20 protein-coding genes are annotated in these 24,504 nt (G+C 36.8%); 9 read left to right on the top strand and 11 right to left on the bottom strand.

All coding sequences use genetic code 11. The features are described from left to right. Positions 1-1,180: 1,180 nt before the first annotated feature. Both ACFIK3_RS00530 and infC read right to left on the bottom strand, forming a co-directional pair. Positions 1,181-2,947: an ABC transporter ATP-binding protein gene (locus tag ACFIK3_RS00530; protein ID WP_273790216.1), complete on the bottom strand. Its 1,767-nt coding sequence runs from the start codon at positions 2,945-2,947 to the stop codon at positions 1,181-1,183. A gap of 595 nt (positions 2,948-3,542) precedes the next feature. Continuing rightward, positions 3,543-4,061 (bottom strand): translation initiation factor IF-3, encoded by a 519-nt coding sequence (infC, locus tag ACFIK3_RS00525; protein WP_273790218.1) that lies wholly within the window; start codon positions 4,059-4,061, stop codon positions 3,543-3,545. A gap of 195 nt (positions 4,062-4,256) precedes the next feature. Here infC and ACFIK3_RS00520 point away from each other — a divergent pair, with 195 nt between their 5' ends. The 3 genes from ACFIK3_RS00520 (at position 4,257) to dapE (ending at position 7,209) form a co-directional block, all read left to right on the top strand. Then, positions 4,257-5,036 (top strand): alpha/beta hydrolase, encoded by a 780-nt coding sequence (locus tag ACFIK3_RS00520; RefSeq protein WP_375654279.1) that lies wholly within the window; start codon positions 4,257-4,259, stop codon positions 5,034-5,036. A gap of 31 nt (positions 5,037-5,067) precedes the next feature. Next, positions 5,068-5,814: a M48 family metallopeptidase gene (locus ACFIK3_RS00515; protein ID WP_273790220.1), complete on the top strand. Its 747-nt coding sequence runs from the start codon at positions 5,068-5,070 to the stop codon at positions 5,812-5,814. Between the two features lie 222 nt (positions 5,815-6,036). Continuing rightward, complete coding sequence (gene dapE / locus ACFIK3_RS00510; RefSeq protein WP_375630577.1) at positions 6,037-7,209, top strand: succinyl-diaminopimelate desuccinylase; 1,173 nt, start codon at positions 6,037-6,039, stop codon at positions 7,207-7,209. A 1,598-nt stretch (positions 7,210-8,807) separates the two neighbouring features. On the opposite strand, the gene hemW is transcribed toward dapE, so the two are convergent. Together hemW and rdgB are read right to left on the bottom strand one after the other, a co-directional pair. Then, a complete protein-coding gene (gene hemW, locus ACFIK3_RS00505; RefSeq protein ID WP_375643001.1) occupies positions 8,808-10,007 on the bottom strand; it encodes a radical SAM family heme chaperone HemW in 1,200 nt (399 codons plus the stop codon). Continuing rightward, the gene (gene rdgB / locus ACFIK3_RS00500) at positions 10,004-10,651 is read right to left on the bottom strand and encodes an RdgB/HAM1 family non-canonical purine NTP pyrophosphatase (RefSeq protein ID WP_375676086.1); all 648 of its coding nucleotides are present in this window, start codon (positions 10,649-10,651) and stop codon (positions 10,004-10,006) included. Before rdgB ends, hemW begins: the two co-directional genes overlap by 4 nt. 503 nt (positions 10,652-11,154) lie before the next feature. On the opposite strand from rdgB, the gene hrcA reads away from it, so the two are divergent. Both hrcA and grpE read left to right on the top strand, forming a co-directional pair. After that, a complete protein-coding gene (gene hrcA, locus ACFIK3_RS00495) occupies positions 11,155-12,225 on the top strand; it encodes a heat-inducible transcriptional repressor HrcA (RefSeq protein ID WP_273790224.1) in 1,071 nt (356 codons plus the stop codon). Between the two features lie 124 nt (positions 12,226-12,349). Continuing rightward, on the top strand, positions 12,350-13,012 hold the full coding sequence (gene grpE / locus ACFIK3_RS00490) for a nucleotide exchange factor GrpE (RefSeq protein ID WP_273790225.1): 663 nt from the start codon (positions 12,350-12,352) through the stop codon (positions 13,010-13,012). A 106-nt stretch (positions 13,013-13,118) separates the two neighbouring features. Here the strand turns inward: grpE and thpR are convergent, their stop codons facing one another. From thpR to ACFIK3_RS00460, 6 genes are all read right to left on the bottom strand, one after another. Further along, positions 13,119-13,658, bottom strand: a complete 540-nt coding sequence (thpR, locus tag ACFIK3_RS00485) for an RNA 2',3'-cyclic phosphodiesterase (protein ID WP_273790226.1) — start codon at positions 13,656-13,658, stop codon at positions 13,119-13,121. Between the two features lie 625 nt (positions 13,659-14,283). Then, positions 14,284-14,577, bottom strand: coding sequence for an HPr family phosphocarrier protein (locus tag ACFIK3_RS00480; protein WP_012754483.1), 294 nt, complete (start codon positions 14,575-14,577; stop codon positions 14,284-14,286). Positions 14,578-14,587: 10 nt separating this feature from the next. Next, the gene (locus tag ACFIK3_RS00475) at positions 14,588-14,989 is read right to left on the bottom strand and encodes a PTS sugar transporter subunit IIA (protein WP_273790227.1); all 402 of its coding nucleotides are present in this window, start codon (positions 14,987-14,989) and stop codon (positions 14,588-14,590) included. A gap of 135 nt (positions 14,990-15,124) precedes the next feature. After that, positions 15,125-15,589 carry an HPr kinase/phosphatase C-terminal domain-containing protein gene (locus ACFIK3_RS00470; protein WP_273790228.1) on the bottom strand — a complete coding sequence of 155 codons (465 nt, stop codon included), beginning with the start codon at positions 15,587-15,589 and terminating at the stop codon, positions 15,125-15,127. Between the two features lie 23 nt (positions 15,590-15,612). Then, complete coding sequence (locus ACFIK3_RS00465; RefSeq protein ID WP_273790229.1) at positions 15,613-17,397, bottom strand: sensor histidine kinase; 1,785 nt, start codon at positions 17,395-17,397, stop codon at positions 15,613-15,615. A 39-nt stretch (positions 17,398-17,436) separates the two neighbouring features. Beyond that, complete coding sequence (locus ACFIK3_RS00460; RefSeq protein ID WP_005774392.1) at positions 17,437-18,159, bottom strand: response regulator transcription factor; 723 nt, start codon at positions 18,157-18,159, stop codon at positions 17,437-17,439. Between the two features lie 386 nt (positions 18,160-18,545). Between ACFIK3_RS00460 and lysM the strand changes: the two genes are divergently transcribed. Then, a complete protein-coding gene (gene lysM, locus ACFIK3_RS00455) occupies positions 18,546-19,001 on the top strand; it encodes a peptidoglycan-binding protein LysM (protein WP_273790230.1) in 456 nt (151 codons plus the stop codon). A 120-nt stretch (positions 19,002-19,121) separates the two neighbouring features. Here lysM and ACFIK3_RS00450 read toward each other — a convergent pair whose 3' ends face one another. Next, positions 19,122-19,676, bottom strand: coding sequence for a copper chaperone PCu(A)C (locus ACFIK3_RS00450; RefSeq protein ID WP_273790231.1), 555 nt, complete (start codon positions 19,674-19,676; stop codon positions 19,122-19,124). A gap of 470 nt (positions 19,677-20,146) precedes the next feature. On the opposite strand from ACFIK3_RS00450, the gene ACFIK3_RS00445 reads away from it, so the two are divergent. From ACFIK3_RS00445 to dnaJ, 3 genes are all read left to right on the top strand, one after another. Next, positions 20,147-20,323, top strand: coding sequence for a hypothetical protein (locus tag ACFIK3_RS00445; protein ID WP_273790232.1), 177 nt, complete (start codon positions 20,147-20,149; stop codon positions 20,321-20,323). A 319-nt stretch (positions 20,324-20,642) separates the two neighbouring features. Further along, on the top strand, positions 20,643-22,535 hold the full coding sequence (dnaK, locus tag ACFIK3_RS00440; RefSeq protein ID WP_273790233.1) for a molecular chaperone DnaK: 1,893 nt from the start codon (positions 20,643-20,645) through the stop codon (positions 22,533-22,535). Positions 22,536-22,693: 158 nt separating this feature from the next. Beyond that, complete coding sequence (dnaJ, locus tag ACFIK3_RS00435) at positions 22,694-23,836, top strand: molecular chaperone DnaJ (RefSeq protein WP_273790234.1); 1,143 nt, start codon at positions 22,694-22,696, stop codon at positions 23,834-23,836. Positions 23,837-24,504: the final 668 nt, after the last annotated feature.

Genomic DNA, 24,504 nt, shown 5'->3' with positions numbered 1-24,504 from the left:
GCCTAAAGAATGTAGTGTGTGCAATATATTGATTTATAAAGATAATTTATTGTTATTCAACTTGAATTAGAACTTTGAATATCGTACGAATCTCTTTCGTATTGAATCAATCAAAACCATTCGGCTTGTATGCTACAAGCGGGGAATCCTGTGTGGATAAAACTATTAAGAAATGACTAAAAATGCCTCTTATGAATCATCTCGAGAGCTAAGAGCTGTCGCAACATTAGGGACTGGCAGAATAGTGTGAATGGTGCCGGTTTATTACTCCATAAGCGTAAAGATAGAGGGGGTTAATGGATTTATCGTTATACAATTCACGAATGTTATCGCGAAATGGGCTTAGGGAAGACTTTGAGAGAGGTCTCTTTAAAACAAGTACGTGAATTTGCAACACAATGGCATTCTGTTTTTACGTGAAGGACATGATTCCATTAAAGACCGTCAAAAGCATGAGGCAAGCAGAGAATTCATAAGATATCGATTTTATTGTCAAACGCATTTAAAGCAATATTTTTTAATAATAAAAATTACCTATTATTTTAGATTTTTGTTTATTGTGTCTTGAATGAGATCACTTTTCTTATAACGAATAGCTCCCCAAACAGAATACTCCAAAATATAACATTATTGTGTTGCAAGTTTATGTACTTGTTTTAAAGGAACATTTCTCAATGTGCGCTTGAGTCTATTTCATAAGATTGCTTGTGAAATGGTATAAAGTACCTCTTATGAATGGTATAAAATCTACACTACCGTTATTAATAAAGGTATAAGTATTTGCTAAAGCTATAAGCCGGCATTATCATTCTATTTTCCAGCTTTTCATGTTGCTGACAATCTTTTCACTTGAAAGTGTAGAGGTATTTTTATTGCTTATCTTAAGAGTTTTTATGCATATACCAATATCTCTTATGACGTACAACAAGCGCTTTTGATTGATTCATCATAAATATAAAGAAAATTTGCAATAAGCAAATTACATCTTATCTTTTGCATTCAACAAAACAACGAGTAAAGTTTTCATCTAAATCCAAGAATTTTATTTTCAATAAACCATAAATTCTTTACCAATTCTTGATTGAAGTAATGCTTTTTCTTGATAACAAGTCTTTTTTTATAAATGGAGCATTACCTTCTATCCATTTTTTATTTCAAATCTTATTTAAGGATCTAGAAATTAGGAGGTATGTTTTTTGAACTGGATATTATGAAGTTTTTTATAAAACCCATTTTCTTTTGCTAGCAATTCTTTTTGAGTACCTTGTTCAATCAGTTGTCCATTTTGTATGACCACAATTTTATGAGCACGAGCAATCGTTGAAAGGCGATGAGCAATAATGATCGTTGTGCGTCCTTTAGTAAGGTGGTGAATGGCTTCATTAATTTGTGCTTCGGTGTGTGAATCGAGCGCACTTGTTGCTTCATCAAGAATCAGAATTTCACTATCGTGAATCATTGCTCTAGCGATAGCGAGTCGTTGTTTTTGCCCCCCTGAAAGATTACAGCCATTATCACCTATCTGTGTATCATAACCATTTGGCAAACTCATAATAAAGTCATGAGCATTTGCTGCTTTTGCTGCTTCGATAATTTCGTCATCACTAGCCCCTTCTTTTCCAAGCCCGATATTATATTTAACAGTTCCTTGAAAGAGAAAAGTATCCTGTCCTACATAGGCCATCAGGTTTCTCAGAGAGCGAAATGTTGTGTAGCGAATGTCTTGATCATTAATCAATATGCGTCCTTTTGTGGGGTCATAGAGGCGCATAATAAGGTTGATAAGGGTTGATTTTCCCGAACCGGATGGTCCCACCAATGCTGTCATTTTTCCGGCTTCTATTTCTAGGTTGATGTCTTTCAATATCATTTTGTTATTAGTGTATGCAAAAGAAACATGTTCGAAACGAATAGTTCCTTGCGTTTTATTCAGATCTTTAGCTTCTTTATGTTCTACAACTGTAAGGGGACAATCGAGTATTTCAAACATCGTACGGATATTGACCAAGCCAGATTCAATTTTAACACGTACATTTGCTAGTCTTTTTGCGGGTTCATAAGCTAAAAGTAAAGCAACAATAAAGGACATAAATTCACCTTGAACACCTGCGCGTTGGGTTGCAAGATAACCGGAAAAACAAATAATACCTGCAATGGCAACACCCGTGAGTGTTTCCATAATTGGATTGGTAATAGCTTCGAGTGTTGCAATACTGTTTGTTTGTTTTTCAACATCACAAATGGCTTTGTCCATCCGTTTTTTCATGACTTCTTCTAGTGAAAAGGCCTTGATGATTCGAATACCAACAGCCGTTTCCTGTACGATTTTGATAATTTCACCAAGTGAAAGGAGCTCTTTTTCCATCAAGCTGCGAACGCGTTTTAAAGCCATTCGAACGCCTAAAAAAGCTAGTGGTCCTACGATTAAAGTAATGGAGATTAACACAAAGTTTTGAATGAACATGACAAGCAACAGACCACTAACGGAAAGCAAATCACGTACAAAAGTTGTGATAATAGTATCAATTATATTACGTACGGCTGTTGCATTATGAGTTACACGAACAAGAAGATCAGATGAAGTATTATTATGATAAAAAGAGACTCCTTGTTCCATAAGTCGTGCAAAAATTTTACGCTGTTGTTCAGCAATGATACTGTTGCCTGCTTTGTTTAGAAAGTAAGTTTGGAAAAAAGTTGCAACTCCTTTGAGAATAAAGATAAAAGCAATGAAGCTAGAAATCAAAACAATCATAGGAAAATTTTGTGCATCAATAATCTGATTAACAACATCCCGCATAATCCATGCACTGGTTGCTGTGGTACAAGAAATGATGATCATTGAGAAGATAGCCGCACTGTACCAACGCATATGTTTACGAAAATTTTCTCGTAAAAGGCGGATAATAAGATGTTTGTCGAAAGAGGAAATTTGTTTTTTAGCCATGAAGTGCTTCTATATTCTCTCATTATTTTATGCAAGATTGAAACACTCTTAATTAAAAAGCCCCTTAATCTTTTTTACAAAAATAGTCTTTTCTTTCAAGGCTCATCATATCAATTTCACGACGGCGAGAGTGAAGAATGTAGTGCAAAGTTTCTGTAAAAGGTATAACGAAAATTCGTTGTTCATCATTATTTTTAGTTTTCAATAAAAGATACCGGCGAGTTTCACTATTGTATTTACCAATTTCCGTATTGTGATAGCCTTTGGCACTTGAAATGGCTCACAAAAAACATTTCTGCTTTTTTAATAATTTTTTATGTATCATCTCCATTTGTGATGTGTAAGCAAACAATTTCGCCGCATTGCATGATAAGAGTGCTTGAAATAAGAAGGCCTTACGATGTTTGAGCTTTCTCATTTAATATGCAAAATAACGAATTCTTCTTATAAATCGATCAAGCATTATTAAACTCTTAAAAGGCTTTATACACATTTATAAAACCTTAAAAGCACCACAAAAACTCTATGTGGTGCTTCTAAAAATACCATACGCCCATGCTAATGAGTTGCATGCGAATATTATTCCAATGCAAAACTATTTAGGTGCTATCACCATCATCATTTGCCGGCCTTCAAGCTTTGGCTCCAATTCGATTTTGGCAATTTCACTTGTATCTTCTTTCACACGCTGAAGAAGCTTTAATCCAAGATCTTGGTGAGCCATCTCACGACCACGAAAACGCAAAGTAATCTTTACTTTATCACCATGATCAATAAAGCGATGAACAGCCTTGAGCTTGACTCCATAATCATGGACATCAACATTTGGGCGCATCTTAATCTCTTTGATTTCGATGACTTTTTGCTTCTTACGTGTTTCAGCAGCTTTTTTTTGGGTTTGATATTTTAATTTTCCCAAATCGATGATTTTACATACGGGTGGCTCTGCATTTGGTACAATCTCAACCAAATCAAGTCCCGCATCTGCAGCCATAGCAAGAGCTTCTTGTATCGCAACAACTCCCTGATGTTGTCCCTCATCATTGATAAGCTGAACATGAGGTACCCGAATATCCTTATTTGAACGTGGTCCGTCTTTTTGGGTAGGTGTCATTTTAAACGGTTTACGAATGGTTTATGCTCCTTAAATTTTGATTCAACTACAGTTAATTTAATATACAATTATGCACCTAAAAACAACTATAATTCGTGTTATTTTCATTATTTGATTTATTACTTTTTGGAATGATTTAGATTATAAAAGTTTTCTCTTAATTTAAAGAAATTGTTTTATGGAGGATAAAGAATCATGGATCAACATATTCCTTGTCAGTTTTTTTCGTTTGAGAACACCACACTTGCAGTACGCTATCGCAAGGGGCGCCAATCTCCAGGTTTGGTTTGGCTTCCTGGCTATCAATCCGATATGTTGGGAAGTAAGGCAACGTTAGTTGATCAGTTTGCTCAGAAGAATGATTTGTCTTGTTTACGTTTTGATTATTCTGGACATGGAGAATCTGAAGGTGATTTTTTTCAAGGAACAATTTCGCGTTGGGTTAAGGAAAGTTTAGCGACTTTTGAAACCTATTGTGAGGGTCCACAAATTTTGATTGGTTCCTCTATGGGTGGGTGGATTGCACTAAGGCTTGCTATGATGCTAGCACAGAAAAATAAGAAGCTTGCTGGCATGATATTGATTGCTCCAGCGCCTGATTTTACACAAACATTGGTGGAACCAAAATTAGGCCCAGAAGAATGGAAGATTTTGGAAGAAAAAGGCTATATTGAACGACCTGCTGTTGATGATACAGAGCCAATGCCCTTTACAAAAAAATTAATTGAAGATGGGCGCGAAAATTGTGTTATGAAAGGATGCATTGATGTTGGGTGTCCAGTCCATATTCTACAAGGGATGGAAGATGAAGATATTCCCTATCAGCATACATTGACTTTACTTGATCATTTACCTCTCCATGATGTAACGTTGACACTTGTTCGTGATGCAGATCATCGCTTTTCTCGTCCACAAGATTTAGATTGCCTTGAAACAGTATTGAGATCTTTTATTAATCAGATTAATGCAAAATAAGGGGTACATTTATTGATGAAGATAAAAATATATGAGCATTTCTAAACAGCATTTTATTTTTTCTGATCGCTCTGTACCTGTACGGGTGCGGGAAAATAAGTATGCACGCCGTCTTACCTTACGTATTGATGCCAGCAGTCAAGAGATTTGTGTAACAACACCACCAGCGATAAGTCTCTGTACGATTCAAAGTTTTATTGAAAAGCATCGATCTTGGATTGAGGCACGTCTTGCTCGTTTACAAATCTCTCATGAAAATGCTTATCTCAAAGAGGGGGCAATGATTCCTTTATTAGGTGTTTCCCATACCATAAAGCATAGAGAAGGGCGTGGGGTAACAGAAATCCTTACAGCAGATGCGGAGCAAGGACCTAAAATTATTGTTTATGGTCAATTAGAATACCTCCCAAGACGCATTGCTGACGTTTTGAAAAAACAAGCAGCACTTATTATAACACCTTTGGTGGCACATTATGCCCATAAAGTAGAGCGTAAAGTCAAATCAATTTGTTATAAAGATACGAGAAGTCGTTGGGGATCTTGTTCAATAGATAAGCGTCTTTCTTTTTCTTGGCGCCTTGTTATGGCACCAAAAGAAGTTGTGGAATATGTTGTTGCTCATGAGGTTGCTCATCTTGTTGAAATGAATCACGGACCAAGATTTTGGGCTCTTTGTGAAGAGCTATGTCCTGATAGTAAAACGTACCGTGCTTGGTTGAAGGAAAATGCCCATAGATTGCAAGCAATTAATTTTGATTCATATAATTTAGAGGCGTAAAAAACTTTCAAATGAAGGCAACATTTAACGGAACTTTTTGTTGAGTGTTTTGTTGTGTGTGTGCTTGCTCATTTATAATGAGGAAGCCATTGAAGCTCTCAGCACGATTGTTCTCCCCTGCTTGGTTTGCTGAGTGTCTTCAATGTTTTTTCTTTATCTTTTTTGTAATTCAGCGTAATAACCTTAAGTTCCGATGACTTATAAAAAATGGGAAGGGACCTTATGCCTGTTCTTACAGATCCACTTCAGCTACTAAAGAGACTTATCCGTTGTCCTTCTGTTACACCTCATGAAGCGGGGGCTTTATCAACTTTGGAACAATTTTTGAAAAAAATGGGATTTCACGTCGAGCGCCCTATTTTTACGGATAAAAATACAGATAATGTTGAAAATCTTTATGCAAAAATGGGAAATGAAGGACCCCATCTTATGTTTGCGGGTCATACAGATGTCGTACCACCAGGTGCATTGGAAGATTGGACTTATTCACCTTTTGAAGCTGTCATAGATCAGGGGAAATTATATGGGCGGGGTGCTGTTGATATGAAGGGCGGAATCGCTTGTTTTATTGCGGCGCTAGCGCGAGTTCTTGAGAAACGATCCATTAAAGGAATGGTAAGTTTTTTGATTACCGGTGATGAAGAGGGACCTGCTGTTAATGGTACCGTCAAACTTCTCAAATGGGCAGAAAAAAAAGGCGAAAAATGGACTGCGGCTCTTGTGGGGGAACCAACAAGTGTAAAGACTGTTGGGGATGTCATCAAAATCGGTCGCCGCGGATCGATTTCTGGTATCATTACCGTGAAAGGTCGCCAAGGTCATGTTGCTTTTCCAGAGCGGGCTGCTAATCCCTTGCCTTTGGCAAGTAAGCTTATTCAAGCATTGACACAAACTGCTTTAGATAAAGGGACAGAGAATTTTCAACCCAGTAATCTAGAGCTAACAAGCATTGATACCGGTAATTTAGCGGTCAATGTTATCCCAGCGCAGACAACAGTTCATTTTAATATACGCTACAATGATCTTTGGACAAAAGAAACACTGATGAAGGAAATTGAAAAGCGTCTTGCTTTGGTGCAATCAAAAAACAATGGTGACCAATATCCCTCTTATCAGCTTGAATGGATTCCAAGTTTAGGAGATGTTTTTTTGACCAAAAATGATAAACTCATTCAAACTTTATCCAATGCTATTAAAAGTGTAACAGGGAATATACCAGAATGTTCCACTTCTGGTGGTACTTCAGATGCGCGATTTATTAAGGATTATTGCCCAGTGGTTGAGTTTGGCTTACCAGGGCAAACCATGCATATGGTAGATGAGTGTGTGGCCCTTGATGCAGTGGAAACTCTTACTACTATTTATGAGCGTTTTATTATTGAATTTTTTGCATAAAGAAAAGATTTTTGGTTCAAAAATACCTTTATCTTGTTGAGCTATAAGATATTGACATTTAAGGTGTGGTGATATGAGTCTCGTAAGACTTAATATATTAAGTGGTTTTAGAGTAAGTGATGAATATTCTTAAGTTGGGATTCTTGCTTGTAGAGTCTTTAGTTAAGTGAATTACATAATTGGAAAGCCAAGAGAGACCTGCTGGAAGAAGTAGAACTGTTTAGACCATATTGGATTGAAAATATTCGTTCTTTAAAGTGTAGAAAGGAAGTCACACGCAATCATATATGGAAAACAATGAATATTATATCATCATTGTGTGATGACAGGTTGAAGCCATAAAGACACACAAAAACATGCTGCTATTGTCAAAAGTTCGTACAACATAAATGCGCTCATTCACAGCTCATGTTTTGATATGTTTTCTGCACTCTCATAAAAGGTACTTCTTGTTCCAATTAGACTCTCTTAGAATAAAGCCTATAGGAAAAGCGCTTTAAGTTTGTTTTATTTCATATATTTTGCCATGCTTTTTTTGTCCCCAAGAACTTCCGTTGCAAAATCATTACGAGATAGAAGGTGAGGTTATTTAATCAGCTTTAATCTTGGTTATGATAAAGATACACAGAATTTTTTGTAGCAGCACGTTGACTTCTTGAGCCAAGGATTGTCCTAGTATTATTCTCAATTTTTTAATAAAATAACCTTAAAGGACGCGTACAGATACTCATAAGCATTATGCATGCAAGTAAGATCATATGGGATTAACATCGTTTCGCTCGCTAACAAAGCAATCTCGATTCATATCGGGTATATTTGCCATTTGAGTGCATTATTTGTTTAATAAAGCTCGTGATTTTGCTGTGACCTATAAATCAATACCAATCATACAGCCGCGTATCTCAAATAAATATTGGTTCAGTACTTTTTGCGATAACCGCTTTTACATGCCAGAATAGGATAAAAGTATTACGTATATCTATTTTTTATAATCTCTGAAACAGACATACAATCTCATTGAGGAAAAATATAAAGGTATAAAGGTGAAAATCAGCGTGCTTTTTTACTTTCTTTTTTATTCGGCTTTACGGTTTTCAAAAGTAAATAGAGTAAGATCTTTTTAAATAATCAGAAATTGATGCATGGTTTCATGCTTATTTCTATGGTTCTTTTAATGGTGCCACGATTTCATAAAGAAAAAATACATTATCGTGTTATGCATTCACGTATTTGTTTTAGAGGAATTTTCTCAATGTTTGTCACATTTGTGCTACTACGGTGCTTATGAATGTTGTAATATAAAATCTATAATGCCTCCCCATCTTTATGTTTATGAAAAATAAAGTTAGAGCACCATACACTTTCTAGCTCAAAATATTGCAATAGCTTTTAGCACTTAAGAGTGTTCATAAGAGGCCTTTTTACTCCTTTTTTATAGTTTTTATCCACATGCTTCTCTATTTTTAAGGTGTAAGCAAATGGCGATAACTAACTTGCTATAAATAGTTTTGAAATGAGAGAAGCTCACAATATTCTAATCTCACCTTGCTATGAAAAATGATAATTATGATTAAAATAAGTATGTTGTTATAAAAACTTTAATTTGCAAGTTGGCTGATGATGTGATCAAGAACAATACGTCCTTTGGTTGTTGCTTTTAAGCGTTGGTTATCCACCATTTCTATCAATTCTTGGTGTTGTAAATCGATCAGTTTTTCCATTGGGATACGTTTAGGGCTTAAGGTTTCATAGCGTATAAGTTCTAAGCCTTCGCAAAGGCGTAATCCCATAAGGAGCATTTCATTTGCCTGTTGTTCAGTGGTTAAATGTTCCGTTTCAATACAGCCATGTCCTGTTGTTTCTACCAAATTAAGCCACTGTTCGGGATGCTTTTCATTTATTGTGACATAACGTTCGCGGTTTTCAAGGTGTGATGACAATGTTTTTGAACAGAAAGAGGAATGATTCGATGCGTGCTCAATGAAACGTCCATGTGCTCCTGGACCAAAGCCTGCATATTGGTGATAACGCCAATAAAGAAGATTGTGTGCTGATTCGGCACCGGGCATTGCATGGTTTGAGATTTCATAGGCAGGAAGTCCATGTAGTGCCGTTATTTCTTGAGTAAGATGATACAGATCTGCTGCTAGCTCTGATGGGGGAAGGATAAGTCTTCCTGCATCATGAAGCCGTTTAAAGGCGGTTCCTTCTTCGATCGTCAATTGATAAAGAGAAAGATGGTCCGCTGCTAAATCAATTGCTTGTACAAGTTCAGATTTCCATTGTTCAAGGGTTTGTTCGGGGCGGGCATAAATGAGATCAAAGGATAAACGTGGAAAAATTTGCCGTGCTAAAGCAATGGCACAAAGAGCTTGTTCCACATTATGGAGTCGGCCAAGTTTGCGCAATGCTTTATCATTGAGCGCTTGTATCCCTAGAGATAAGCGATTAACACCTGCCGCACGGTATCCACGAAAGCGCTCTGCTTCCACACTGGATGGATTAGCTTCTAATGTAATTTCAACTTTATCATCGACTACCCATTTTTTTGCAAGTGCTTGCAATAGGGCATCGACAGTTTGCGGCTCCATAAGGGAAGGGGTTCCTCCACCAATAAAAATACTTGTAATATGGCGTGGGCCTATTTTGTGGTATTGCGTTTCTATTTCGCGCTTAAAGGCGGTGACAAAACGTGGTTGATCAACACCATGGATGCGAACATGCGAATTAAAGTCACAATAAGGACATTTAGCTGCACAAAAGGGCCAATGAATGTAAATGCCAAAAGGTTCATTCATGAGAATGCTAAAAGGTTTTCTGCCAAAAGTTTGAAAGCACGTGCGCGATGTGAAAGAGGGGGAATATCATTACGTTTCCAGTTGTGTTTTTGCTCTGTTGACATTTCTCCAAAGGTATTTTCACATCCATCGGGTAAAAAAATAGGATCAAAACCAAAGCCTTTATCTCCCCGTGGAGGCCAAATGAACGTTCCTTCAACGCATCCACGGAAGTAATCTGCATGAGCATCAGGCCATGCAATGCAAATGACGGATATAAAACGGCATTTCCGTTGACTTTTTTCTCGTGCTCCGACTTTTTGGAGTTCATTTTCTATTTTTTTCATAGCTTTTGGAAAATTACGTGTACCATCGGCTTGAATTGCCCAATCAGCGGTATAAACGCCTGGCGCACCCTCCAATGCATCTACCTCTAAGCCTGAATCATCAGATAGGGCAGGAAGTCCTGTTTTTTTTGCTGCTGAAAAAGCTTTAATATAAGCATTTTCTTCAAATGTTTTTCCCGTTTCTTTTGGTTCTGGCAAGCCCAGTTCTTTTGCCGATTGTATTATTAAACCGAAAGGCGTAATTAAAGTAGTGATTTCATGCAATTTTCTGGTGTTATGTGTAGCAATGACAAGTTTTTTATCTGCTATGCTTCTCATATAGATTTCTCCAAAAATGAAAGGGGAATTATTTTTGTGCTAAAAACCGACTTTAATGCTCATACACACACATTTTACATGATATGATTATTTTACACGTTTAATGATATTTTATTCCAATAAAATTTTTTATCTTGTATGAAGATAACCTTGCAAAGATATGAAAGACATCTCTTTATTTATATAGCATTTTTATGGTAAATTTCCAATTTCCTGCTTGCTCTAAAGGGTGAAATTTTCTATCTACAGCGGTTTTTAATCAATCTAGATTCTCTTGATAAGTCCCTACAGCAGACCACTTTACAGATCAACTCTTATCTTAAATATTTCTCACACACTCTAACAAAAAATATTTCCTGCGTAATTTATCAAGCATCACTCTGAAAGGTAGCATTTTACAGCTCAATAGGATAATATATTTTTATACTACTTAGACTATTTGACCAAACCTTGACAAAACTTATATAAGAGATGAGGATTTTAAAAGTAGTGAAACAATTGTGATGAAGCACAAAACTATTGATAATGAACTAAAATATCTTGATGAACGTTCGCGTGATATTTTTCGCCATATTGTTGAAGCTTATCTTAATGATGGTGAACCTGTAGGGTCACGTAATCTTTCGCGGCTTTTACAACAGACATTATCGCCTGCGACGATTCGCAATGTGATGAGTGACCTTGAACATCTCGGTTTGATTTATGCACCACATGTTTCTGCGGGTCGAATGCCGACACAATCAGGTTTACGCTTTTTTGTTGATGCATTTATGGAAGCGGGTGATTTGCCAAACGAAGAGCGAGAAAATATTGAAATGCAAGTCAAAGAGGCTGGTCATGCACAATCGGTTGAACATTTTCTTGTTCAAGCAAGCCGAGTTCTTTCAGATCTTTCACGTGGGGCAGGGCTTGTTTTAGCAACAAAACAAGAAGGAACATTGAAACATATTGAATTTGTGCGCCTTGATAGGGAGCACGCTCTTGCCGTTTTGGTGACTCAACAAGGTGAAGTTGAAAATCGTATTGTTCATTTACCAGAAGGGGTTACCCATGCACAATTGACGGAAGCAACGAATTTTCTCAATGCTCATATTCAAGGGCGTACATTGAGTGAAGCTAAAGGGGAAATTGCCCGCTTATGCGCAGAAACAAGGGCCGCACTTGATGATTTATCACATCATCTTGTTGAAACGGGATTAGCTCTTTGGGGAGGAGAAGATGCTGATCATAAAATACACCTCATTGTTCGCGGGCGTAGCAATTTACTTGAAGATGTAAAAGCAGAAGAAGATTTAGAACGGTTACGCCATTTGTTTGATGATCTTGAAACGCGCGAGAGTATGGCACAGCTTCTCGATTTAACGGATGAAGGTTCTGGGGTTAGAATTTTTATTGGTTCAGAAAATAAGTTATTTTCTCTTTCTGGTTCTTCTTTAGTTGTAGCACCTTATCGAGATTCACAACAAAGAGTCATTGGTGCTTTAGGTGTTATTGGTCCTACACGGCTTAATTATGCAAGGATTGTGCCCATGGTTGATTATACAGCTCAACTTGTGTCACAGTTATTGCGTTAAAACGATGCAAGTAAGTATTTGTACTATAAAAGCTCATTGTATTATATACATCGCTACCCCTTGATTTTTGTCTGTAGAATTTCGATATCGAGAATAACGAATCTTATGAAGGAATAAAATTTTTATGTCTGATGAAAAAAACAAATTTACTGACGCTTCATTTGAAAATTGTGATTTAAAAAATCCAGCTGATCGTAATACACTTAAACAGGCAGCCGATGAATTTTTAAAAACACATAAAACAGAGGAACACGAAGTCATTGAAACAGAAAGCAATGAGGTTAGTGATCTTTTAGCGTCTTTGCAGGATGAAAATAAAGAACTGAAAGATCAGCTTTTACGTCTTGTTGCAGATATGGAAAATCTTCGACGCCGTACTATGCGAGATGTGGCGGATGCAAAGGCTTATTCCATTGCTAATTTTGCACGGGATATGTTATCGGTTTCTGACAATCTCAATCGTGCTTTGGAAGCTATTCCAGAAGGTGCACGGGAGAGTGATGCTGGTTTGAAATCATTGGCAGAAGGCGTTGAAATGACTGAACGTGCCATGATGGCAGCATTAGAACGTCATGGGGTGCAAAAAATTCATCCAGAGGGGCAAAAATTTGATCCTCACTTTCATCAAGCGATGTTTGAAATTCCCAATGCTGATGTTCCAGATAATACTGTTCAACAAGTGGTTCAGGCAGGTTATATTATCGGGGAAAGGGTGTTACGTCCAGCTATAGTGGGTGTAGCTAAAGGAGGAGCAAAAGAAGCTTCTGTTGAAGCTGATTCGACTTAAAATACATCAATAACAAACCTCTATCGTAAAATGCAGTATTCCCTGCAGTTTCATATATATAGGGTCTTTTCTCAAAGAGTTTTTAAAGGGTGTGACAAACACCCTTTTATTTTTGAAGTGGCCAATTTCCTTTTACAATATAGGGAGCCTTATTTAAGGGAGAGGCCGATAACAATAAAACAAAATGATCAACTTCAAAAGGAGGGACAAAAAAATCATTTTGAAAAGATAGATAAGAAGAAAGATCTTTAAGATTAATATCAAATATTCGTGCAAGAGTGATATGCGGAATAAACAGTCTTTCATCAGGCTTTAACTCTAATTTATTCCGAATATATTGCATCTTTTCATGTAAAAGAGTAAGCTTTGCACAAGGTTCAATGCGAACCACAAGAGAATGGGGAGCATTTTCTGAACCAAAAACTTCAAAACCCTTTATCTGTAGCGTAAAAGAAGGAAGTTCTATAGTGTTAAAGGTATGCATAATTTCATCTGCTGTAGAACTTTCAACTTCGCCAAAAAAAGATAAGGTGACATGAAAATTTTGCGGGTTGATCCATTGCGCTTTTGGTAAGCCATTTTGCAATGATACGAGGGCTTTTGTTGTTTGTTGAGGAATCTGGAGAGCACTAAATAGACGACCCATGATATTATCTCCTTATAATGAAAGATGCTATCCCAAGCGCAATATAGATAATAAGGGCGGGGCACGTACCACATAAAACAAGGCAATAGTATAGAAAAAGAATGTCTAAAAAATGCTTACTATAATTATGAGCGTACAAAGCTTATTCGTTTTAAGAAAATGGTTATGACATTGATAAGAATTGCATTTTCATGATCTGTATCACAATGATGTGCAATGGAAGATTACTTGTGTATTATAAAGGCTACAAAGTTAGCAGAAAATAAGAAAAGTTGATAGATTGTTGATGTGCGAAATTATTTTGACATTTATCTTTAGCCTAAAATAAAGCATATTCTAATACAAGGTGAAGAGTTCTCTTTTCTGTAAAGATTTAATTATATGATTAAGTCGGGGAATAGCCATAATACGCAAAACTATTCAAATTGGTCAAATAATGTTAGGAAAGGAAGAAAAAAACCAGCATAACAAAATTACTATAAGCTTTTACATTTATGATAATTATACCAATCCATAATGGATATGAATATTGGTATAAAAGCGGGAAGAGAAATTAAATTTCAAAATAATGATGGAAAGTTCCTATTTTCTAAGAATTATCATCCTTGTTTATGATGAAAAAGCACTAGTTTTCCTCTCCAAAGTTGTTATTGATGAGCTTTTCAAGAGCATTAAGAGCATCTGTTGCTTCTGGTCCTGAAACACGAATGGTGAGGTTGCAACCGGATGAAGCCGCTAGCATCATAAGTCCCATAATTGATGATCCGCCAACAATTTTTCCATCTTTTTCAACTTCAACAGTAACATTAAAATTGTCAACAGTTTGTACAAATTTTGCAGAAGCACGTGCATGTAACCCACGTTTATTACAGATATTGAAATGACGACTTATACACGGGAGGGTATCTTTGGAAAACATTGGTATTTTATTATCCGCTAATCATACTTGGTACATTAATATATTTACGCCCTGCTTCTTGTGCTATTCTTAACGCGTCTGATAATGAAATATCCGGACATTTGCGAATAGAAATCAGTTTAATAAGCATGGGCAAATTAACACCCGCAATCATTTCAACGCGTCCTTTTTCAATAGCAGGAATAGCTATATTTGATGGTGTTCCACCGAACACATCTGTTAATATGATGACGCCATGATCCGTATCTGTATCGGTTACTGCGGCTATAATATCACCTCGGCGCTGATCTATATCGTCATCGGGATAAACGCATATTGTTGCGAACTTTTCTTGTACTCCAACAACATGTTCCACGGCATGTAAAAATTCGACAGCCAGCTCACCGTGCGTTACAAGCACGAGTCCAATCATTTACGCAAACTCCTGTTAACTAATAAGACCCAACCATATTGGTGGGAAAGACATTGTACAAGGCTTTATCTTGCTGCCAAGAAAAATTTGCAAAAAAAAGGCAAAAATTGTGATTTTTTTATCTTTAGAAAAAAATTAGACAGATTTTTGCCATATTTTTTTAAACAAAAATGCTTCAATAGCTTGACAAATGGCGGTACAATCGGCTTCACGAAGAGAGGGAAGTTTTAAAAGAGGAATGTGCAAATTTTCAAATTGAAAAGTTTTATTTGTGGAAAAACGTTCATATTCCGGACCGAGAAAAATAACACAATCGATAATTGTGTGCTTTTCAAATTCTATCATATAAAGACCAACGCCACGAATCTCGATGCCGCCCTCTAAATTATCGGGAGTGTATCCGTGAAGCTTTCCATTTTCCGCACGCAACATTGTATAATCATCACTGATAAGCTTCGCTTCACGTTTTGACCACTCAGCGCGGTCAAGCAAAGAAAGGGTGAGGGTTGATTTTCCTGATCCCGATGGACCTATAATTAACAGCCCCTTGCCGCCTAGTTGAAGGCAATTTGCGTGGAGTATTTCACATTTTGTTTTCATGTCTTTTACTTTGGATAAAAGATTTATTTAGCAAGCGGAAGCATAATAGTAAAACGTGCACCAGTTTTACACTTCCCAAGTGTAGGATCAATAATATTTTCGGCTGTAATTGTCCCATTATGAGCTTCGATGATTTGCCGACTAATAGAAAGGCCAAGTCCAGAGTTTTGCCCAAAAGCATCTTCATTTGGTCGATCTGTATAAAAACGTTCAAAAATGCGTTCAATATTTTCTGAACGAATACCTGGGCCATTATCTTCAATGGTTAAAATAAGGGTTGAAGCATGACTTTTCATAGTAATGCAAATTTTGCCACGATTCCGAGGAATAAAAGAACGCGCATTTTCAAGAAGATTTGAAATCACTTGTCCTAAACGGAGTTCGTGTCCCAATACAAGATAGGCTTTTCCATGAGGACGTGGGACAATATTAAGGCTTATATCAATGGTTTGCGTATTACGATACACTTCCTGAACAGCATGAACAAGACTTTCCAAAAGCGGTGTCATATCAACAATCTCTGCGGTTTCTCGTGCAAGCTCTGCATCGAGCCGTGATGCATCAGAAATATCTGTAATCAACCGATCAAGGCGGCGCACATCATGTTGAATAATTTCAAGCAATTTCTCTTGTGCTTCTTCATTTTTAGCCAGAGGGAGCGTTTCAACAGCACTGCGTAGAGAGGTGAGAGGATTTTTTAATTCGTGGCTTACATCAGCAGCAAAGCGTTCAATGGCTTCAATACGCATATAAAGGGCATTGGTCATATCACGAATAGAAGTTGAAAGGTGACCAATTTCATCTTCACGCATTGAAAAATCAGGAATTTCTACACGCTGATTATTGCCATTACGCACTCGATTAGCCGAGGCAGATAATTTACTTAATGGATGGGCAATCGTATGGGCCAAAAAGAGAGAAAGAACCAAAAGTACGCTACCTACAACGGCAAAAACTTTAAAGATAACCAGTCTTTCGCCTTTTACAATGTTATCAATATCGGAACCAGTGGTTGAAAGAAGAAGAGCTCCAACCACTGCGCGATAGCGTTGAACAGGAACGGCAACAGAAACAATTAATTGCCCTTGTCTGTTGCGTCTTTTTGCCGTAGCAAGAGATCCGTTTAATGCGCGGTACACTTCTGGATAAGCAATACCACTGGTTTTTGTTTGTTCTCTGTCAAGAGCAATACCTTTACCATAAAATGCGCTTGAATACCATGAAGTAAGGCGATCCCACATGTTTTGTTCTGTTTTAAGTGGGGGTAAATCATAACTAAAAACTTCTCCACTAGAATAAAGAACGCGCGAATCAAGAAGGAGAGTAGCATCACGATCATAGATACGTGCTCTTGTCGTTTTAGGTGTGATGAGACGCCGTAAAAGAGGGGCAACTTGCTCAGGGTTAATAGGAAAATCCCAAGAATCGGTTGATTGAGGGGCTGGTGTAACGCTTTCACCAGTCTGTAACTCTAAGAGTTTTTGGGGATCAATGAGGATAGAATTTGTATCTACTGTTGCAGAAGCAGCAATAGCCCCAGCAATAATTTTTCCTTGGGTACATAAACTTTTAATTTTTGCTTCAATTAAACCATCGCGAAATTGGTTAAGGTATAAAATGCCTGTAACTAAAACGGCAAGGGCAGCAATGTTTAATATAACAATGCGACGTGTAAGGCTGGAAAAAAGCAATTGTCTAAAGAGACGTTGTATTCGAAGATGCAAACGAGAAAACATAAGAAATGGCGTTGAGGATGTACCATTAACGGTTGTTTTTTGTAAAGTTTCCAGTTGAGAATTGTCTGTCATCGATTTGATTGCCGTTCAAATTTTTGCGACAAAGTAGTTTTATACCTCGTGGAAACGATAACCTACACCATAAAGTGTTTCAATCATTGCAAAATCATCATCCACTTGTTTAAACTTTTTACGCAGACGTTTAATGTGACTATCAATGGTGCGATCATCTACGTAGACTTGATCACTATAGGCAGCATCCATTAAAGCATCACGACTTTTTACAACTCCTGGTCTTTGTGCTAAGGTTTGCAGAATCAAAAATTCCGTAACGGTTAAAATAACAGGTTTATCTTTCCATGTACAGGTATGGCGTTCTTGATCCATCACAAGATCTCCACGTTTGAGAGAAGAGGTGGAAGAAGTTCCTGTAGAAAGCGGTTGGTTACGTGCATTAGAACGGCGCAAAATAGCTTTCACGCGTTCAATAAGAAGACGTTGGGAGAAAGGTTTAGTAATAAAATCATCAGCTCCCATTTTGAGACCAAATAATTCATCAATTTCATCATCTTTAGAGGTGAGAAAAATAACTGGAAGATCAGATTTTTGACGCAAACGACGCAAAAGTTCCATCCCATCCATTCGGGGCATTTTAATATCAAAAATAGCTAAGTGTGGAGGGTGAAGTGTGAGACCCTTGAGTGCAGATGCTCCATCTGTATAGCTTTCAACCCGATATCCTTCTGTCTCAAGCGCAAAAGATAAAGATGTCAAAATATTGCGATCATCATCAACAAGTACAATCGTTTGTGTGATTGTTGGTGTATCTTTCATGGTTTCTTAGACCTTTCTATTGCTGTGGTAGCAAATTACCCACACTTATTTATATGGGAGTTCATATTTTTTTTGCAAAACAAATATGATACAAATTGTAGCAAAGTAAAAAACCTTTTGTCATTACTGTAAAATCTTGTTTTGCTTTCATAATTTATAATGTTTCTATGTCTATTAAGATCCCTTCATTTGAGAGAAAATTTTCATAAAGGCTTTTTTTATCAAGGTTTATTACAAAGTTTATTATTGTATTTGTCTCATAATTGAACAGATGTAGTTTTGATTGTTGAAGTTTAGAAAATCTGCCTATGTGTTTTAAGAGCAAAGAAAAGAATGTGGCAATATATGCACAAAAATTTGTTTCTGCTACACGAAAGGAGGTCGTAATGGGATTTTTTAATTTTATTAAAACTGTAGGGGAAAAGTTAGGTATTGGGGACCATGAACCAAAAGAAAAGGATTTTAAAAGAGCATTTGATGATTTTCAACTCGGTACAGAAAAAGTCAATATTCAAGTTGAAGACGGTAAAGCTATTTTAAGCGGTGAAGTTCCAGACAGGGAAACACTTGAAAAAGCACTGCTGGTTGTTGGCAATTCACAAGGTATCTCTTCTGTAGATGTTGATCAATTAAAGGTTATAGATACAACGCCTAGAAAAACTTCTCGCTTTTATGAGGTTAAATCTGGTGATAATCTTTGGAAAATTGCTGAAGAGGTTTATGGAAAAGGGCAAGGTAATAAAAACACATTTATTTTTGAAGCCAATAAGCCAATGCTAAAATCTCCCGATAAAATTTATCCTGGACAAGTTTTACGTATTCCTGAAATTGACCATAGTTAATTCATCAAAGAGGATAATTTTTTACTGATGGCATTAAACAAAAAATAAAGGAGCGTAAAAAAATTCACGCTCCTTCATTTTATAAAGTGTGTATTTATTGTGTATTTATATAAAAGGAGCTTAGTGAACAAGAGAGGATTTAGAAGGTGATGGTACTTTCATAGCGTTTACAGAGAAATCAACATCAATGGTTCCTGCTTTCTCAAATGTCAATTTTGCGCTAATTTTATCACCTAACTTGAATGGTTTTGAAAGCCCCATAAACATAATATGATCACCGCCAGGCTTAAGCGTGATTTCTCCATTTCCCGGAATTTCAATGCCATTGTGCATTTTTTCCATTTTCATAATATCATTAACGACAGCCATAGAGTGTATCTCTGTTGTTTTTACTCCGTTTGTGGAAATAGAAACCAAACGGTCTGGGGTATTACTGTGATTAATAATGTAGAGATAACCGCTACCAACTCTTATACCTTTAGGTGTTTCTCGTGTCCAAGGATTGAGAATTTCTATGTCGCCAAGTTTATATTGCTGAGCACCTGCTGGCAGGGTTATACCAGCAAAGAGAAGAGCACACACGATATTTATGATAACCTTTTTGTATGGATATTGTGTATGGATTATATTCTTAAAGATGAGATTTGTTATTTTCTTAATAATAGATGTCATCATTGATTTACCCTCCTTTATAAGATTCACACTTTGAATATTTTTTTATTTTAGCAGAGCTTTTATTTAAAATAAAAGAAAGAAATACTAAAATGAAATTGATTTGAATATGAGAATAAAAATCATAGAATTATTTGATTTTAAAGGAAGGCAGTAAGGTTTACAACGACAACACACCTCTCAACGCTTCCGTGTTCATCTCATAAATAATATTTGTAAATGGTATAAAATCTATGATGCACTGCTATTTTGCTTAATAAATATAATATAGAACAATCATCAACCACTTTACCAATTTTAATATTATGACAGCTCTTGGCATTTTAAAGCGTTTATACAGAGGCATTTTTATATATTTTCAAAGTTCAAAATTATATAGTTAAGAAAAAACGCTTTAGGTGAGTTTAAAGCATAGATTTCAAATAACCGCAAACAATGAGACCGTTAGAAGGAGAATTTTTGAAAGGAGATCGATGGATAATACCTTTACAGATGTGAGTATTAGATATGATGATTATTTTAGTCCAAGAAAAATTTATAATATTCGTGATATAAATTATTCGCCTTTTAAAAAGCTTTTACGGGAGTATGATTTTATCAATGATGAGAAGATCAAGAGCGAGAGTGCAATCGCTCTTTTATTTTTTTAATTTTTATAGAAAGATATATTTGTTGAGAATTGCAAGAAAAATATATTATGATCTCAAGTCTCTCATAAATATGGTATTTATGGGTCATTAGAGTGCCTATTTTAAAATAAATTTTTTATTTTAGAGATGTTTCTCTCATTATTCTCTTGTAGCAATAAAAGCCTGTTCTTATATACGAGGCAGCAAGGCTTGTTGCGACTTGCAGTTTATTATTATTTATGTTGCTTGAAGCAATATACGGGCTTTAGGTGTTATGAGGAGCTATCTTAAAAAGATGCTTTATGAAGGTTGAGGTAGCTTGCTGAATGGAGATTATAATATGGCAAAAGTAATTGGTATTGATTTGGGGACAACGAACTCTTGTGTGGCTGTTATGGATGGCAAAAACGCAAAAGTTATTGAAAACTCAGAAGGAGCGCGAACAACACCTTCCGTTGTTGCCTTTACTGATGGGGGGGAGCGTCTTGTTGGGCAGCCTGCTAAACGGCAGGCGGTGACAAATCCTGAAGGGACAGTTTTTGCAGTTAAACGTTTGATAGGGCGCCGTTTTGATGACCCTATGGTTGAAAAAGATAAAGCACTTGTGCCTTATAAAATTGTTAAAGGTGACAATGGTGATGCATGGGTTGAAGAAGCGGGAAAGAAATATTCTCCGTCGCAAATTTCAGCTATGATTTTGCAAAAGATGAAGGAAACAGCAGAATCTTATCTTGGTGAAAAAGTTGAACAAGCCGTTATTACGGTTCCTGCTTATTTTAATGATGCGCAACGTCAAGCTACGAAAGACGCGGGTAAAATTGCTGGACTTGAAGTTTTACGGATTATTAATGAGCCAACAGCTGCTGCTTTAGCTTATGGTTTGGACAAAAAAGACGGAAAAACAATAGCAGTTTACGATCTTGGTGGTGGTACATTTGATATTTCAGTTCTTGAAATTGGAGATGGCGTTTTTGAAGTTAAATCAACCAATGGAGATACGTTTTTAGGTGGTGAAGACTTTGATATGCGCCTAGTTGGTTATTTTGCAGATGAATTCAAAAAAGAGCAAGGAATTGATCTGAAAAATGATAAATTAGCTTTACAGCGCTTAAAAGAAGCGGCAGAAAAAGCAAAAATTGAGCTTTCTTCGTCACAGCAAACAGAAATCAATTTACCATTTATCACGGCAGATCAATCAGGTCCCAAGCACTTAACAATGAAATTGACTCGGGCAAAATTTGAATCTCTCGTTGACGATTTAGTGCAGCGTACCATCGAGCCTTGTAAAGCTGCGTTGAAAGATGCTGGATTAAAGGCTGGTGAAATTGACGAAGTTGTTTTAGTAGGTGGTATGACACGTATGCCCAAGATTCAGCAAGTCGTGCAGAGCTTCTTTGGTAAGGATCCACACAAAGGTGTTAATCCTGATGAAGTGGTCGCAATGGGTGCTGCCATCCAAGGAGGTGTATTGCAAGGCGATGTCAAAGACGTGTTGTTGCTAGATGTAACGCCTTTATCTTTGGGTATTGAAACCTTGGGTGGGGTTTTCACACGCCTTATTGAGCGCAATACCACTATCCCAACAAAAAAATCGCAAGTTTTTTCGACAGCTGATGATAATCAGAGTGCTGTGACGATTCGTGTTTTCCAAGGTGAACGGGAAATGGCAAGTGATAATAAGTTATTGGCTCAATTTGATCTTGTTGGTATTCCTCCAGCACCACGTGGTATACCTCAAATTGAAGTTACTTTTGATATCGATGCGAATGGTATTGTTAATGTTTCGGCCAAAGATAAGGGAACAGGTAAAGAGCATCAAATTCGTATTCAGGCATCAGGTGGTTTAAGTGATGCTGATATTGAAAAAATGGTAAAGGATGCAGAAGAGCACGCGGCTGAGGATAAAAAACGCCGTGAAGGTGTTGAAGCTAGAAATCAAGCGGAGGCTCTTATTCATTCAACTGAAAAGTCGCTCAATGAATATGGCGATAAAGTATCAGCTGAAGAAAAGGGACAGATTGAAACAGCAATATCTGATTTGAAATCTGCGCTTGAAGGCAGTGATACGGAAGAAGTAACAACAAAGATGCAAAAATTAGCAGAAGTCAGTATGAAGCTTGGACAGGCTATGTACGAAGCCTCACAAGCAGCGAGCGCTGACACTGAAACAGAGGCAAAGAATGATGATGTTGTTGATGCTGATTTTGAAGAAGTTAATGATAAGAAGAAATAGTGTCAGCATATGTGTTGATTAATTGATAAACCCGGCCTTTGAAATATAAGGCTGGGCTTTATTATTTGAGATAAGTTGCAACTTTGTTGCTAAAAATATAAATTAAAAGCAATATTATCCATAAAGATGGATGACAGAAAAATTATCAGGAATACATGATGAAGGTTGACTATTATGAAATTCTTGGCGTGACTCGCGAATGTGATGATAAAAAGTTGAAATCTGCTTTTCGTAAGTTGGCAATGCAATATCATCCTGATCGCAACGCGGGGGATAAAGAGGCAGAGCGAAAATTCAAAGAAATTGGCGAAGCCTATGAAGTTCTTAAAGATCCTCAGAAGCGTGCTGCTTATGATCGATTTGGCCATGCGGCCTTTGAAAATAGCGGTGGTCAAGGGGGAGCAAATCCCTTTGGCGGTTTTGCTGCTGGTGGTGGATTTGCGGATATTTTCGAAGACTTTTTTGGTGAGATTATGGGAGGGACACACCGTAAGCGTGGTGATAGTCGCGAACGTGGTGCAGATTTGAGTTATAATATGGAAGTGACTTTAGAAGAGGCATTTTCAGGAAAAACTGCAGAAATTAATATTCCCAGTTCCGTCACGTGTGATGTTTGTGAGGGATCAGGAGCGAGAAAGGGCTCTAAGCCGCAAGTTTGTGGAATATGTCATGGATCTGGTCGTGTGCGTGCAGCACAAGGTTTCTTTTCTATTGAGCGAACATGTCCTTCATGTCATGGACGTGGTGAAACTATTACGGATCCATGCCCCAAATGTCAGGGGACACGACGCATAGAGAAAAAACGTTCATTGAGCGTAAATGTTCCAGCTGGTATTGAAGATGGAACGCGTATTCGCCTTTCTGGTGAGGGTGATGCTGGTATTCGTGGTGGCCCTAATGGTGATCTTTATATTTTCCTTTCCATTAAACCGCATGAGTTTTTTCAGCGAGAAGGAGCAGATCTTCACTGTCGCGTTCCTATTTCAATGGTAACAGCTGCTTTAGGAGGAGAGTTTGAAGTTTCCGACCTTGATGGTGTTAAAGCACGCGTTAAGATTCCAGAAGGGACACAAAATGGACGTCAATTCCGCCTTAGAGGCAAAGGTATGCCCATGTTGCGCCGTCAGCAAGCAAGGGGTGATCTTTACATCCATATCACGATTGAGACACCGCAGAAATTAACGCAAGAACAACGTGAATTGTTGCAAAAATTTGAAAAGCTCTCAAATCATGAAAATTCACCGCAATCACATGGTTTTTTTTCACGTATGAAAGAATTTTTTGAAAATATTTCTGGTTAAAATATGTGAATGTTCTCAGAATAATTAGAGAGAGCTGTAGGAAAGTTATTTTCATTAAGCTTTCTATTATCTCATTGTCTTTGAAAAGCATTTTTTCTTGAAAAGAAAAGAGAGAGACAGCTAATTTAGGATAAACTCCTGCTGCTGATAGTTTTTATATTTCATGAGTTTTATGGATAAGTCTTATTTTTGAGTGTCTATGACATTTTAAAAAGGGCTTATCCATATAAGAACGCAATTGAGTGATTGATAATAAATATTGCCAGTGTCATGATAACTGCCTTTATGCATTCAGTATTTTTTGTATTTCTTTTTAAAGGCTCTATAATAAAACTGTAAAATAGGTAGCAGCTTGCCAAGAAACGCTAAATAAGCTGTTAGGCAATCCATCTTTTTCAAATAAAGTATCAACTTCTTATAACCGATTTTATTTTTGGCATTTTTCATAGTTTTAATCACTGCTTCCTTTAAAATAAGGGTTATTTTATTTGGAATAGCTTTTACATGCCTCATCTTAGCTTTTAGCCGTAATCATGTCTTTTTAGATGCGGATTTAGTTTTGTATTTCTGATGTCATAAATACTTCTTCCAGATAATAAAAAACGCTATAATCAAGTTTATTTTGTTCCAAAGAAATTGTGGAATGAGATAATGTGTGTTTAATGCTA

This window comes from Bartonella sp. CB10SXKL (genome assembly GCF_042195515.1).
Taxonomy (GTDB): Bacteria; Pseudomonadota; Alphaproteobacteria; order Rhizobiales; family Rhizobiaceae; genus Bartonella.
The sequence above is the reverse complement of the archived record's forward strand: the minus strand, read 5'-3'. Positions and strand labels throughout refer to the sequence as shown.

Coding starts and splice junctions, on each gene's coding strand:
- ACFIK3_RS00530 (WP_273790216.1), bottom strand. CDS start 2,947: ATGGCTAAAAAACAAATTTCCTCTTTCGACAAACATCTTATTATCCGC.
- infC (WP_273790218.1), bottom strand. CDS start 4,061: ATGACACCTACCCAAAAAGACGGACCACGTTCAAATAAGGATATTCGG.
- ACFIK3_RS00520 (WP_375654279.1), top strand. CDS start 4,257: ATGGATCAACATATTCCTTGTCAGTTTTTTTCGTTTGAGAACACCACA.
- ACFIK3_RS00515 (WP_273790220.1), top strand. CDS start 5,068: ATGAGCATTTCTAAACAGCATTTTATTTTTTCTGATCGCTCTGTACCT.
- dapE (WP_375630577.1), top strand. CDS start 6,037: ATGCCTGTTCTTACAGATCCACTTCAGCTACTAAAGAGACTTATCCGT.
- hemW (WP_375643001.1), bottom strand. CDS start 10,007: ATGAATGAACCTTTTGGCATTTACATTCATTGGCCCTTTTGTGCAGCT.
- rdgB (WP_375676086.1), bottom strand. CDS start 10,651: ATGAGAAGCATAGCAGATAAAAAACTTGTCATTGCTACACATAACACC.
- hrcA (WP_273790224.1), top strand. CDS start 11,155: ATGAAGCACAAAACTATTGATAATGAACTAAAATATCTTGATGAACGT.
- grpE (WP_273790225.1), top strand. CDS start 12,350: ATGTCTGATGAAAAAAACAAATTTACTGACGCTTCATTTGAAAATTGT.
- thpR (WP_273790226.1), bottom strand. CDS start 13,658: ATGGGTCGTCTATTTAGTGCTCTCCAGATTCCTCAACAAACAACAAAA.
- ACFIK3_RS00480 (WP_012754483.1), bottom strand. CDS start 14,577: ATGTTTTCCAAAGATACCCTCCCGTGTATAAGTCGTCATTTCAATATC.
- ACFIK3_RS00475 (WP_273790227.1), bottom strand. CDS start 14,989: ATGATTGGACTCGTGCTTGTAACGCACGGTGAGCTGGCTGTCGAATTT.
- ACFIK3_RS00470 (WP_273790228.1), bottom strand. CDS start 15,589: ATGAAAACAAAATGTGAAATACTCCACGCAAATTGCCTTCAACTAGGC.
- ACFIK3_RS00465 (WP_273790229.1), bottom strand. CDS start 17,397: ATGACAGACAATTCTCAACTGGAAACTTTACAAAAAACAACCGTTAAT.
- ACFIK3_RS00460 (WP_005774392.1), bottom strand. CDS start 18,159: ATGAAAGATACACCAACAATCACACAAACGATTGTACTTGTTGATGAT.
- lysM (WP_273790230.1), top strand. CDS start 18,546: ATGGGATTTTTTAATTTTATTAAAACTGTAGGGGAAAAGTTAGGTATT.
- ACFIK3_RS00450 (WP_273790231.1), bottom strand. CDS start 19,676: ATGATGACATCTATTATTAAGAAAATAACAAATCTCATCTTTAAGAAT.
- ACFIK3_RS00445 (WP_273790232.1), top strand. CDS start 20,147: ATGGATAATACCTTTACAGATGTGAGTATTAGATATGATGATTATTTT.
- dnaK (WP_273790233.1), top strand. CDS start 20,643: ATGGCAAAAGTAATTGGTATTGATTTGGGGACAACGAACTCTTGTGTG.
- dnaJ (WP_273790234.1), top strand. CDS start 22,694: ATGAAGGTTGACTATTATGAAATTCTTGGCGTGACTCGCGAATGTGAT.